This window comes from Streptomyces sp. NPDC047981, from assembly GCF_040653315.1.
Classification (GTDB): Bacteria; Actinomycetota; Actinomycetes; order Streptomycetales; family Streptomycetaceae; genus Streptomyces.
On the sequence record NZ_JBEZNQ010000135.1, the window covers coordinates 1 to 11294 of the forward strand.

12 protein-coding genes are annotated in these 11294 nt (G+C 72.9%); 4 read left to right on the top strand and 8 right to left on the bottom strand.

The annotated features are described in order from the left end of the window. Positions 1-171: 171 nt before the first annotated feature. Complete coding sequence (locus AB0E14_RS37915; RefSeq protein ID WP_362429507.1) at positions 172-753, bottom strand: hypothetical protein; 582 nt, start codon at positions 751-753, stop codon at positions 172-174. Between the two features lie 120 nt (positions 754-873). Here AB0E14_RS37915 and AB0E14_RS37920 point away from each other — a divergent pair, with 120 nt between their 5' ends. Further along, positions 874-1284 carry a VOC family protein gene (locus AB0E14_RS37920; RefSeq protein WP_362429510.1) on the top strand — a complete coding sequence of 137 codons (411 nt, stop codon included), beginning with the start codon at positions 874-876 and terminating at the stop codon, positions 1282-1284. 31 nt (positions 1285-1315) lie between these two features. On the opposite strand, the gene AB0E14_RS37925 is transcribed toward AB0E14_RS37920, so the two are convergent. The 5 genes from AB0E14_RS37925 to AB0E14_RS37945 form a co-directional block, all read right to left on the bottom strand. Then, entirely contained in the window at positions 1316-2077 is a 762-nt protein-coding gene (locus AB0E14_RS37925; RefSeq protein WP_362429513.1) for an SDR family oxidoreductase, read from the bottom strand. Positions 2078-2181: 104 nt separating this feature from the next. Beyond that, entirely contained in the window at positions 2182-2766 is a 585-nt protein-coding gene (locus AB0E14_RS37930) for a TetR family transcriptional regulator (protein ID WP_362429516.1), read from the bottom strand. 46 nt (positions 2767-2812) lie between these two features. After that, the gene (gene nirD, locus AB0E14_RS37935) at positions 2813-3154 is read right to left on the bottom strand and encodes a nitrite reductase small subunit NirD (protein ID WP_362429519.1); all 342 of its coding nucleotides are present in this window, start codon (positions 3152-3154) and stop codon (positions 2813-2815) included. Between the two features lie 5 nt (positions 3155-3159). Next, positions 3160-5694: a nitrite reductase large subunit NirB gene (gene nirB / locus AB0E14_RS37940; RefSeq protein WP_362429522.1), complete on the bottom strand. Its 2535-nt coding sequence runs from the start codon at positions 5692-5694 to the stop codon at positions 3160-3162. Between the two features lies 1 nt (position 5695). Next, on the bottom strand, positions 5696-6940 hold the full coding sequence (locus AB0E14_RS37945) for an FAD-dependent oxidoreductase (protein WP_362429526.1): 1245 nt from the start codon (positions 6938-6940) through the stop codon (positions 5696-5698). Between the two features lie 371 nt (positions 6941-7311). Between AB0E14_RS37945 and AB0E14_RS37950 the strand changes: the two genes are divergently transcribed. From AB0E14_RS37950 to AB0E14_RS37960, 3 genes are read left to right on the top strand one after another with little or no spacing between them, the layout of a single operon-like run. Beyond that, positions 7312-8631: a ferredoxin reductase family protein gene (locus AB0E14_RS37950; protein ID WP_362429529.1), complete on the top strand. Its 1320-nt coding sequence runs from the start codon at positions 7312-7314 to the stop codon at positions 8629-8631. Beyond that, complete coding sequence (locus AB0E14_RS37955; RefSeq protein WP_362429532.1) at positions 8624-8887, top strand: hypothetical protein; 264 nt, start codon at positions 8624-8626, stop codon at positions 8885-8887. The genes AB0E14_RS37950 and AB0E14_RS37955 overlap by 8 nt, the downstream gene beginning before the upstream one ends. A gap of 37 nt (positions 8888-8924) precedes the next feature. Beyond that, positions 8925-9713: a TSUP family transporter gene (locus AB0E14_RS37960; protein WP_362429535.1), complete on the top strand. Its 789-nt coding sequence runs from the start codon at positions 8925-8927 to the stop codon at positions 9711-9713. Positions 9714-9743: 30 nt separating this feature from the next. On the opposite strand, the gene AB0E14_RS37965 is transcribed toward AB0E14_RS37960, so the two are convergent. Both AB0E14_RS37965 and AB0E14_RS37970 read right to left on the bottom strand, forming a co-directional pair. Further along, the gene (locus AB0E14_RS37965; RefSeq protein WP_362429539.1) at positions 9744-10364 is read right to left on the bottom strand and encodes a class F sortase; all 621 of its coding nucleotides are present in this window, start codon (positions 10362-10364) and stop codon (positions 9744-9746) included. Positions 10365-10456: 92 nt separating this feature from the next. Next, positions 10457-10966 carry a hypothetical protein gene (locus AB0E14_RS37970; RefSeq protein WP_362429541.1) on the bottom strand — a complete coding sequence of 170 codons (510 nt, stop codon included), beginning with the start codon at positions 10964-10966 and terminating at the stop codon, positions 10457-10459. Positions 10967-11294 lie beyond the last annotated feature (328 nt).

Genomic DNA, 11294 nt, shown 5'->3' on the forward strand with positions numbered 1-11294 from the left:
CCAACACAGACGTGTACCGTCCATCGGTGCGGTCGTAGATGGCCAAGGTGGGGTGCACGTGAGACTCGTGCACTCGCCCTGGTTCCGGCTCGGGCGGCCCCGGTCGGGTTTCGGCCCGGGCGGCCTCGGTCGGGTTCCGGCTCGGGCGGCCTCGGCCGGGTTCCGGCTCGGCTACCGGTCCGACTCAAGGAGGGGCTTGAGGTCCGCGAAGCGTTCGCGCCAGAACTGCTTGTAGGCGGCGGCCGCGTCCGCGTCCGGGAGTCTGGTGTGGCCGAGGCCGATCAGGGTCTTCGTCTCGCCCTTCGGCGTCAGATAGACCTCGATCCGGCTCGTCCCGCCGTCCCAGTCCGCCGTCAGCGACTTCCCCGGCCGATGGGTGCGTACCTCCAGCTCGCCGTCCGGCAGCCAGCGGCGGCGCAGCTCCTCGTCGGCGAAGGCGGCCGTGCAGCGCTCAGCCGGCGCGTCGACCGTCTTGCTCGCGCTCACCTTCCAGCCGCCGTCGGAGGCCTGGCCGACCTGGCGCATCCCGCGCTCCTGCTCGTAGCCGACGGCGATCGACTGGGCGTGCCAGCCGCTGACGCCGTGCTCCTCCACCAGATGGCGGGCGATCGCGGTGTGGTTCCGGCCGGTGGCGTCCCAGGCGTCGAGGAGCGCGAACCAGGCCGCCCAGTTCCGTCCGGTGGCGCCGGTCAGGGCCTCGTCCGACAATCGTTCGGTGATCTTCCTGCCGGTGGGGCCGGGGCTGGGGCTCATACCCCGACGCTAGCCCGGTTCCGAAAAAACTTCCCGCGCGCCGATGAGTTCCGTCGCGCCCCGCCGTCTTACCTCTCGAAACCGAAACAGCGTGGACACGAGCACAGGAGAGAGCACGTCATGCAGCAGATGATCTTCGTCAACCTGCCGGTGAAGGACCTGGAGACCACCAAGGGCTTCTGGAGCAAGCTCGGCTACTCCTTCAACCCGCAGTTCAGCGACGACACCACCGCCTGCCTGGTCATCAGCGACACGATCTTCGCGATGCTGCTGTCCGAGGCGAAGTTCAAGGAGTTCACCAAGCCGGGCAAGGAGCTCGTCGACGCGACGAGGTCGACCGAGGTCCTCCTCACCCTGAGCGCCGAGAGCCGCGCGAAGGTCGACGAGCTCGCGGACGGCGCCCTCGCCGCCGGTGGTTCGGCGGCGAAGGAGCCCCTCGACTTCGGCTCGATGTACGGCCGCTCGTTCTCGGACCCGGACGGCCACCACTGGGAGGTCATGTGGATGGACCCGGCCGCCATCGAGGGCTGATCACCGCCGAACGAAGGACCGGCCGGGCGCCTCAGGCCGAGACGCCGCCGTCGATCACCAGGTCGGCGCCGACGACCGAACCGGCGTCCTCCGAGGCCAGGTACAGGACCGCCGCCGCGACCTCCGAGGCCGCCGAGATCCGGCCGAGCGGCGACTCGTCCTTCATCCGTACCGCCCGCTCGGCCTCCGTCTCGCCGGGCCGCAGCGACATCGTCGAGTCCGAGGCGCCCGGGCTGACCGCGTTGATCCTGACGCCCTCGGCGACATGGTCGAGGGCGGCGGCCCGGGTCATCGCGGAGACCGCGGCCTTGGAGACCTGGTAGCCGAAGACGCCGGGGAACCGCACGTGCGGGCCGAGGTTGGAGGAGATGTTGACGATGGCGCCGCCGCCGTGGGCCCGCATGTGCGCGATCTCCGCCTGCAGGGAGTGCAGGACGCCCGTGACGTTGATGTCGAGCAGCGTCTGCCAGTCCTCCAGGGGGAAGTCGGCGGCGGCCGCGCCGCCCAGGAAGACCCCGGCGTTGTTCACGGCGACGTCCAGGCCGCCGAAGGTCTCGACGGTCTCCCGGACCAGGCGCCGGGTGTCCTCGGCGCGGGACACGTCGGCGGTGACCGCGGCCGCGGTGCCGCCCGCGGCCTCGATCAGGGACACGGTCTCGGCGAGGGTCGCCGCGCTGCGGCCGGAGACGACGACCTTCGCGCCCTCGGCGGCGAAGGCGAGCGCGATGGCCCGGCCGAGACCGGTGCCGGCGCCGGTGACGAGGACGCGCTTGTCGGTGAAGCGTGCGGACATGGTGATGCCCCTCCCTGGTGAATGATTTCTTGACCGTACGTTCCAATATGAAGCCCCGAGAAAGAGGCGCCGTGAGGCGCCTCCGTCGTCGTGGGCCGAGGTTCTCAGTCGAGCAGGGTCAGCGCCTGCTCCGCCGCGTCGCGGACCCTGGCCGGGTCGCTCGACGCCTTGCCGACCACCCGCAGGCCCTGGGCCAGGACGAGGAGCATCCGGGCCAGCGCCCGCGGATCGCGGTCGGGCGGCAGTTCGCCCTGGGCGCGGGCGCGGACCAGGGAGGAGTGCAGCAGGGTCTCGATCTGCTCCCAGCTGAGCTCCACCCGGCGCGCCACCGGCACGTCGTGCGGCCCCAGTTCGGCCGCCGAGTTGGTGACGAAACACCCGCTCAGGCGTGTCGCTTCGGCCCCCGCCTCCGCGGCGAACCGTCTGATCAGGCTCCGTACCGGCGGCAGTGCCGGCCCGGGTGCGGACAGCTCCTCCAGCATCGTCGGCTCGCACGTCTCGAGATAGCGCTCCAGCGCCTTCATGTACAGCTCGTGCTTGTTGCCGAAGGTGGCGTAGATGCTGGCGCGGCCGATCCCGAGGTGCTCGACGAGATCCGCCATCGTCGTCGCCTCGTAGCCGCGCGCCCAGAACAGCTCGAGGGCTGCCTGGAGCGCGGCGTCCGGATCGAATTCCTTGGTCCTGGCCACGCCTTGACTCTACGAGTATCTGGAACGATCGGTCAAGATCGAAAGGTCAGTCCCGTGCGACCGTGCGGACCGGGAACACCGCCACCGACACCGCCTCGTCGTCCAGGCACCTCCCCGACTCCAGGTCGAAGCGCTGCTTGAGCAGCGGCGAGGCCACGAACGTGCGCCCGCCCGCCGAACCGAGCAGCCCCCGGGACAGCACCTGCGCCCCGGTGAACGGATCGCGGTTGTCGATCGCGTACGCCCGGCCCGCCCGGTCCAGGAAGAGCGCCGCCTGCCGGCCGTCGGGGAGCAGGGCCGCCACCCCCCGGCCCGGCGTCAGCCGGGAGGTCTCGCAGACCGTCGTCCAGGCGTCGGCCGCCGCGTCGTGGGAGAGTTCGAGGTGCATCGGGTTCAGACCCCTTCCAGAGTGCCGATGGTGAGGACCGTCAGGTCCGGCTTGATCTGGTCCCGCTCCGGCACGAACCGCACCGAGGGGTCCGGCGCCTCCGGCGCGTTCACGAAGGACACGAAACGGCGCAGCCGCTCCGGGTCGTCGAGCGTCGCCGCCCACTCGTCCTGGTAGTCCGCGACATGGGCCGCCATCAGCGCCTCCAACTCGTCGCAGAGCCCCAGCGCGTCGTGCACCAGTACGTCCCGCAGGTGGTCCAGGCCGCCTTCGAGGCGTTCCAGCCACACCGAGGTGCGCTCCAGACGGTCGGCGGTACGGATGTAGAACATCAGGAACCGGTCGATCAGCCGGACGAGTTCGGCGTCCGAAAGGTCCTGCGCGAGGAGGTCCGCGTGGCGCGGGGTCGCGCCGCCGTTGCCGCCCACGTACAGGTTCCAGCCGTTGGCCGTCGCGATGACGCCGAAGTCCTTCGACTGCGCCTCCGCGCACTCCCGCGCGCAGCCGGAGACCGCCGACTTGAGCTTGTGCGGGGAGCGCAGCCCCCGGTAGCGCAGCTCCAGCTGGATGGCCATCTTCACCGAGTCCTGGACGCCGTAGCGGCACCAGGTCTGCCCCACGCAGGACTTCACCGTGCGCAGCGACTTGCCGTACGCGTGCCCCGACTCGAAGCCCGCGTCGACGAGCCGGGTCCAGATCGAGGGCAGCTGCTCGACGCGGGCGCCGAACATGTCGATCCGCTGGCCGCCCGTGATCTTGGTGTAGAGCCCGAAGTCACGGGCCACCTCGCCGATCACGATCAGCTTCTCCGGGGTGATCTCACCGCCGGGGATGCGGGGCACGACCGAGTAGGAGCCGTTGCGCTGCAGGTTGGCGAGGAAGTGGTCGTTGGTGTCCTGGAGGGAGGCCTGCTCTCCGTCCAGGATGTATCCCTGGTTGAGGCTGGCCAGGATCGAGGCGACCGTCGGCTTGCAGACCTCACAGCCCTCGCCGCCCCGCGCCTCCTCCCGGCCGTGCGAGTCGAGCAGCGCGGCGAAGGAGGTGAGCCGCAGCGTACGGGTGATCTCGTACAGCTCGCCGCGGGTGTACGAGAAGCAGCCGCAGAGCCCCTTGTCGGCCGGCTCCGGCAGCAGCTGGCCGATGAGCTTCACGCAACTGCCGCAGCCCGTGCCCGCCTTGGTGCACTTCTTCACCTCGGGCAGCGTCGCGCACTGGCTGATCGCGTGCTTGGTGACGTTGTGGCAGGAGCAGATGACGGCGTCGTCCGGCAGCGCGGACGGCCCGAGCGCGACCGGCGCGCCCGCGCCCGCCGGCAGGACCAGCTGCTCGGGGGAGACCGGCGGGACGGTGCCGGTGAGCGGGCGCAGCATGCCGTACGCGTCGGCGTCGCCGACCAGGACTCCGCCGAGCAGGACGCCCTCGCCGTCGACCACGAGCTTCTTGTAGACGCCCGAGCGGGAGTCGGAGTAGACGACGTCGAGGCAGCCCTCGGCGGCGCCGTGCGCGTCGCCGAAGGAGGCCACGTCCACGCCGAGCAGCTTCAGCTTGGTCGACATGTCCGCGCCGGTGAAGGCCCGCTCCTCGGCCGCCTCGGCGATCGTCGCCGCCGCCGTCAGCGCCATCTCGTAGCCGGGCGCGACCAGGCCGTACACCCGGCCGTCCGCGGCGAGCGCGCACTCGCCGATCGCGTACACGGCCGGATCGGACGTCCGGCACGCCTCGTCCACCGCGATGCCGCCGCGCTCGCCGACCGTCAGGCCGCAGTCGCGCGCCAGCTGGTCCCTCGGCCGTACGCCCGCCGAGAACACCACCAGGTCCGTGGCCAGTTCGGAGCCGTCCGAGAGCCGCATGCCGGTGACCGCGCCGTCCTCGGTCAGCACCTCCTGCGTGCCCGTGCCGGTGTGGACGGTCAGGCCCATCCGCTCGATGGTGCGCAGCAGCGCCGCGCCGCCGCCCTCGTCCACCTGCACCGGCATCAGCCGGGGCGCGAACTCCACGACGTGCGTGGCGAGTCCGAGTCCCTTCAGCGCGCCGGCCGCCTCCAGGCCGAGCAGACCGCCGCCGACCACGGCGCCGGTCGTCGCGGTCTTGGCGTACTCCTCGATCGTGAGCAGGTCCTCGATCGTCCGGTACACGAAACAGCCCCGCGCGTCCTTGCCGGGGACCGGTGGCACGAAGGGGTACGAGCCGGTGGCCAGGACCAGCGTGTCGTACGCGAAGACCTGCCCGGAGCGGGCGGTGACCGTACGGGCCGCGCGGTCCACCGACTCCGCCGGGTCGCCTACGTACAGCTCGATGCCGTGCCGCGCCATGAAGCCGTCCTCGACCATGGACAGCTCGTCGGGGGTCTTCCCGCTGAAGTACGAGGTCAACTGGACGCGGTCGTAGGCAGGGCGCGGCTCCTCGCAGAGCACGACGACCCGGGCCCGCTCGGTGACGCCCCGGTCCGCGAGGGCCTCCAGGAACCGTTGGCCGACCATGCCGTGGCCGACCAGGACGATGGTGGGCGCGGTGGGGGTGGGCAGGGGCGTGGTCGCCATCTCAGGAGCCTCCGTCATGAGTGAGCAGATGAAGCAGGGGGGCGTCGGGCAGGGCTTCGTCGCCCTCCCAGGCCCGGGCGAGCGTGCCGACTGCGGCCAGGTCGCCCAGCAGCACGCCGCCCACGAGCCGGTCGCCGCGGACGACGACCTTGCGGTAGGCGCGCCGGGTGGCGTCGGTCAGCTGGACCACGTCGTCCCCGGGGAGCGGGGTGGCCTCGCCGAACGCGGCGAGGTCGAGCGCCACGGGGCCGCCGAGCGTCAGCCGGGTCAGGGCGCGGGTGCCGGTGTAGGCGGGGCGGGTGCCGGGGGCGGCGGGCCGGGTGCCGGGATCGGTGGGCCGGGTGCCGGACGGCTCCTCGGAGCGCAGCAGGACCTCCGCGAGCGCGTCCGCCTGTTCCAGGGCCGGTCCCGCCAGGCCGTAGACCCGGCCGGCGTGCTCGGCGCAGTCGCCGACGGCGTGGATGTACGGGTCGGAGGTCCGCAGCTCGTCGTCGACGACGATGCCCCGGGCGACCTCCAGGCCCGCGTCCCGGGCGAGACCGGTGCGCGGCCTGACCCCGCACGCGAGGACCACGACCTGCGCGTCGAGCACGAAACCGTCGGCCAGCTCGACCGCCGTCACCGCGCCGTCCTCCTGCCGGAGACCGCTGACCCGGCACTCGGTGTGCACCTCGACGCCCAGGGACTCCACGTGCTCGCGGAGCAGCGCCGAGGCATGGGCGTCGAGCTGGCGCTCCATCAGGCGCTCGCCCTGCTGGGTCAGCACCACCTCGGCGCCGAGCGCGGCCAGCGCGCGGGCCGCGGAGACCCCGAGCAGACCGCCGCCGATGACGACCGCGCGGACACCGGGGCGGACGAGGGCACGCAGCTCCAGACAGTCGTCGAGGGTGCGGAAGGGGAGCACGCCCGCGGGCGGCCGGACGCCCCGGAGGCCGCGCAGGGGCGGCAGGACCGGGTTGGAGCCGGTCGCGAGGACGAGCCGGTCGTAGCCGACGGCCGTCCCGTCCGCCAGCTCCACGCTCCGGGCGGCCCGGTCGATCCGCACCACCCGCGCCCCGCGCCGTACCGGCTCCTGGGGAGCGGGCAGCGCGATCACCTCGGGCGCGTACCGTCCGGCGAGGACGTCCGCGAGCAGCACCCTGTTGTACGGTGCGTGCGGCTCTTCGCCGAGGAGGGTGACCGGCAGCCGCTGGGCGAGCCGGACGCCCGCCGTCCCGCCGCCGACCACCACGATCCGTGTACTCATGTGTCGAAGCGTGCGGCCCGGGTGTTACCCGGCGGGATCCCGGTTGTTTCTCCCGCGGAACGCTGATCTCCGCGACGGGGGTCCTCCGGTGTGAGGGTTAACCGGTGGTGAGGCGCTCCTCAAGGCGGCCTTAAGGATCCCGGGGGAGGAGCTGAGCTGCGGTTTCGTATACCTCGGGGCCCCTAGTGTCGGGTCCCGTGACGACCGAGGTTCAGGAAACCGGCCATCCGGCGCTTGCCGCGTATCTGGCACAACGGCCCGGCGCGGCTCGGGGAGCGGTGCGGGAGGAGAGCCGGGTGCGGCCCGGTGGGGGGTCGTGCCCACCCTCCCCCGGACTTCGTCCGGGAGGACGCCCATCGCCCCGCGGAACGATGGCCCACAACCCCCGCGTCGCCCCCGACCTCCTGCGCAACGCCATCGCGGGCGGCGCCGGGGCCGTCGGGCTGCTCTGGGGTGTGCAGGCACGGCCCTCCGCCCGGCTCGACTCCTTCTTCGCCACCGGAGCCCACCTGACCGGGCTGCTCGCCGGGTACGGCGTGCTCGTCATGCTGTTCCTGATGGCGCGGGTGCCCGCCGTCGAGCACGGGGTCGGCGCCGACCGGCTCGCCCGGTGGCACGCGGTCGGCGGCCGGTACGTGCTCGGGCTCGTCGGCGCACACGCCGTGCTCGCGCTCTGCGGGTACGCCGTGCACGCCCGTACCGACCTGGTCACCGCCACCGGGGACCTGCTCTCCTACCCCGCGCTCCTCGCCGCCACCGTCGGGACCGCGCTCTTCGTCGCCGTCGGGGTCACGTCCGCGCGGGCCGCCCGGCGGCGGCTGCGGCACGAGACCTGGCGGACGCTCCACCTGCTCAGCCATCTCGCCGCCGCCCTCGGCTTCGTGCACCAGCTCGCCGGGCCCGACCTCACCGGCAGCGTCGTCGCGCTCTGGGCCTGGTCCATGGCGCACGCCACGGTCGCCGTGCTGCTCGTCTGGTACCGGATCGTGGTCCCCGTCCGGCAGGCCCTGCGCCACACCCTGCGCGTGACCGAGGTCCGCGACGAGGCCCCGGGCGTCGTCTCCGTGACCATCAGGGGCACCGGCCTCGATCTGCTCAGGGCCGAACCCGGGCAGTTCTTTCGCTGGCGGTTCCTGACCCGCAGGCTCTGGCGGACCGCGCTGCCCTTCTCCCTCTCCGCACCCGTCCGCGACGACACCCTGCGGATCACCGTCAAGGCGCTCGGCGACCACACCCGCCGGATCCGCCGACTGCGCCCCGGCACACGGGTCCTCGCGACCGGCCCGTTCGGCGCGCTCACCGCGCACCGGCGCACCCGTCGCAAGGTCCTGCTGCTCGCCGGGGGAGTGGGGATCACCCCGCTGCGCGCGCTCTTCGAGACCCTGCCCGGCGGCCCCGGCGACGTGACGCTGCTCTACCGGGCCTCCGACGCCGACGGGCTCGTCCTGCGCGAGGAACTGGAGCGCATCGCCCACGCACGGCAGGCGGCCCTGCACTACCTCCTCGGCCCGTCCGACGCCTCCTTCGACCCCCTCGCCCCGCAGGCCCTGCGCGACCTGGTGCCCGGCCTCGCCGGCCACGACGTCTACCTCTGCGGCCCGCCCGCCATGTCCAGGGCCGCCACCGCCTCGCTCGTCCGGGCCGGGATACCGGCCCACCGCATCCACTCCGAGGACTTCAGCCATGAGTAAGCACCGCGCCCGTTCCGCGGCTTCGGCCACCAGGAGAGAGCGCCCCCGCTCAGAGGCAGCGGCCGCGGGCAGACACCGCGCCCTCGCCGTCCACCCCGCCGACCGGGCGCGACGGCAGGTCGCCGCCGGGCTCCTGGCGGCCGGTGCGCTCGCCGCGACCTTCCTCACGGCCGCCGTCGACCCGGCCGCGCCGCCCGCGCCGGACCGGGCGCCGATCGGCACAACCTCAGACGTAGCTCAACTCTCCAGGGATTGATGGACGGCGCACGCATCTGCTCCTTAGGCTCGCTCGCATGCCTGACATATCCCTGACCACTCTCGTCCTGCTGTGCGCCGCCGCTCTCGTGGCGGGCTGGATCGACGCCGTGGTCGGCGGAGGCGGGCTGCTGCTCCTGCCCGCGCTGCTGCTCGGAGTTCCGCACGTCCCGGCCCCGCAGATCCTCGGCACCAACAAGGCCGTCGCGATCGTCGGCACGACCGGCGCCGCGATCACCTACGTACGCAAGGCGACGGCGCCCGTGCAGGTGAGGACGGCGGTACGGATCGGGCTCGCGGCCCTCGCCGGGTCCATGGGCGGCGCGTTCTTCGCGGCCGGGATCAGCAATGACGTGCTGCGTCCGGTGATCATGGTGGTGCTCGTCGGCGTCGCCGCGTTCGTGATGCTGCGCCCGAAGTTCGGCACCCAGGCCGCGGGCGAGAAGCCGCCCGTCGGCCGGGCCCGGATCGTCACCGCGATCGTGCTCGTCGGCGGCGGGATCGGCTTCTACGACGGCCTGTTCGGACCGGGAACCGGCACCTTCCTGGTCCTCGCGCTCACCGCCGTGCTCCATCTCGACCTGGTGACCGCCTCCGCCACCGCCAAGATCGTCAACGTCTGCACCAACGCCGGGGCGCTCGCGATGTTCGCGTACCAGGGCAGCGTGCTCTGGCAGCTGGCGGCGGTCATGGCGGTCTTCAACCTGGCCGGCGGGATGCTCGGGGCGCGGATGGCGCTCAGCAAGGGCGCCGAGTTCGTCCGGGGCGTGCTGCTGGTCGTCGTCTTCTCGCTCGTCGCGAAGCTCGCCTTCGACCAGTGGTCGTAGGCCGTCCCGACCGGGGCAGAGGCCTCGGGGCTACCGCACGCCGATGAGGTGGCCGAAGGCGACCACGTTCCCCTGGTAGCCGGACTGCTTGGAGAAGCCCCCGCCGCAGGTGATGACCCGGATCTCGGCCCGTCCGTCCGTCTCCCCGTAGACCTTGTCGTCCGGGAAGGCCTTGTTGTCGTACACCTCGACGGCGTCGATCGTGAACACGGCCGTCCGGCCGTCCTGCCGGTCCACCTCGATCCGGTTGCCCTTCTTCAGCGCGCCGAGGGCGTAGAAGACGGCCGGGCCACGGGCGTTGTCGACATGTCCGGCGACGATCGCGGTGCCCTCGGCGCCGGGCGGGGTGCCGCCCTCGTACCAGCCCGCCAGATTGCGGTCGTCCGCCGGCGGCACGTCGAGGGCGCCGTCGCGGCCCAGACCGAGCCGCGTCATGGGGGTGTCGACGTCGATCTCGGGGATGCGCAGCCGAACGGGCGCGGAGGGCTCCAGCGGGTCGGCGGCGGCCGTGGTGTGCATGTTCGGGCCCGCGGCGAAGGCCTGCGCGGCCGACGGCACGGGCGGGGTGACGTGCTCCGAGCCGTTCTGGACGAGCCAGATGCCCGCCACCGCGGCGGCGGCTATGCCCCACCCCTTGCTCCTGCTGCTCACGGTGCGTTCCTCCGGCCTGAGCGTGAAGGTGTGGTCCTGCCCCCGCCGGGCCGTGTACGGGCGCGCGGCGGGGGCAGGACACTGCGGTACGTCTAGCCGTCCTGCGCGCCGCTCGCCCGGCGGCGCAGGAGCCACGTACCGCCGACGGCAGCCGCGGCCAGCACCGCCGCGCCCGCCGCGATCTGGGTGGTGTCGGGGCCGACGCTGCCGCCGACACCGGTACGGACATGGCCGCTCGGGCGGTCCTTGTGCTTGACGACGAGCTCGCCCCGGGCGGTCCTGCCGTTGTCACAGGCCACGCTGATCCAGTACGTACCCGGCTTGGCGTGCTCCGGGACCGTGAACTGGCCGACCACGACCTCCTTGTGCGTGCTCGGGTTCAGGTGGAAGTCCCCCGCGCCGAGGGACTGCGCGTCGCCGACGCCGCGGCCGTTCTTGCCGCAGGCGAGGGTGTTGACGGTGATGGTGGTGCCGGGGCTCGCGGAGGAGGGGTAGACCTCCAGGGACTCGGAGTCCCCGGCGAACGCGGCGGGGGAGCCGAGTGCGCCGATCGCGGCGACCGTCAGCGCGGTACCGGTGAGCAGGCGGGCAGTGGTGCGCATGGGGTCCTCCGGGGCGCGCGAGCGGTCATGCCGGGGAGGCCCGGTCCTGCCGGGAGGGACTTCCCGGGACCTGCCTCCTAGGACCGAGATAAGAGCCGTCACGCGCGCCGCGCCTGCTGATGGAGGGTCAGAATTACGCCGTCCGGTGCGGTGTGTCGCCTTGCCTGGGGGGTGTTTACGCAGGTCAGGACGGGTTACAGGGAGTCAGCTGACGGTCCGTGTCGAACGGGTGACGGGGTCCGGCCGGGCGGCGGCTGCCGAGGTGGGCGGCCTCGGCGGCGGGCGGTCGGTGGGGCCGGTGCGCCGAGGCGGCCGGGGACTGGGCGCC

Coding starts and splice junctions, on each gene's coding strand:
- nirD (WP_362429519.1), bottom strand. CDS start 3,154: ATGCACCTCGAACTCTCCCACGACGCGGCGGCCGACGCCTGGACGACG.
- AB0E14_RS37915 (WP_362429507.1), bottom strand. CDS start 753: ATGAGCCCCAGCCCCGGCCCCACCGGCAGGAAGATCACCGAACGATTG.
- AB0E14_RS37920 (WP_362429510.1), top strand. CDS start 874: ATGCAGCAGATGATCTTCGTCAACCTGCCGGTGAAGGACCTGGAGACC.
- AB0E14_RS37955 (WP_362429532.1), top strand. CDS start 8,624: ATGAGTAAGCACCGCGCCCGTTCCGCGGCTTCGGCCACCAGGAGAGAG.
- nirB (WP_362429522.1), bottom strand. CDS start 5,694: ATGGCGACCACGCCCCTGCCCACCCCCACCGCGCCCACCATCGTCCTG.
- AB0E14_RS37970 (WP_362429541.1), bottom strand. CDS start 10,966: ATGCGCACCACTGCCCGCCTGCTCACCGGTACCGCGCTGACGGTCGCC.
- AB0E14_RS37925 (WP_362429513.1), bottom strand. CDS start 2,077: ATGTCCGCACGCTTCACCGACAAGCGCGTCCTCGTCACCGGCGCCGGC.
- AB0E14_RS37950 (WP_362429529.1), top strand. CDS start 7,312: ATGGCCCACAACCCCCGCGTCGCCCCCGACCTCCTGCGCAACGCCATC.
- AB0E14_RS37960 (WP_362429535.1), top strand. CDS start 8,925: ATGCCTGACATATCCCTGACCACTCTCGTCCTGCTGTGCGCCGCCGCT.
- AB0E14_RS37945 (WP_362429526.1), bottom strand. CDS start 6,940: ATGAGTACACGGATCGTGGTGGTCGGCGGCGGGACGGCGGGCGTCCGG.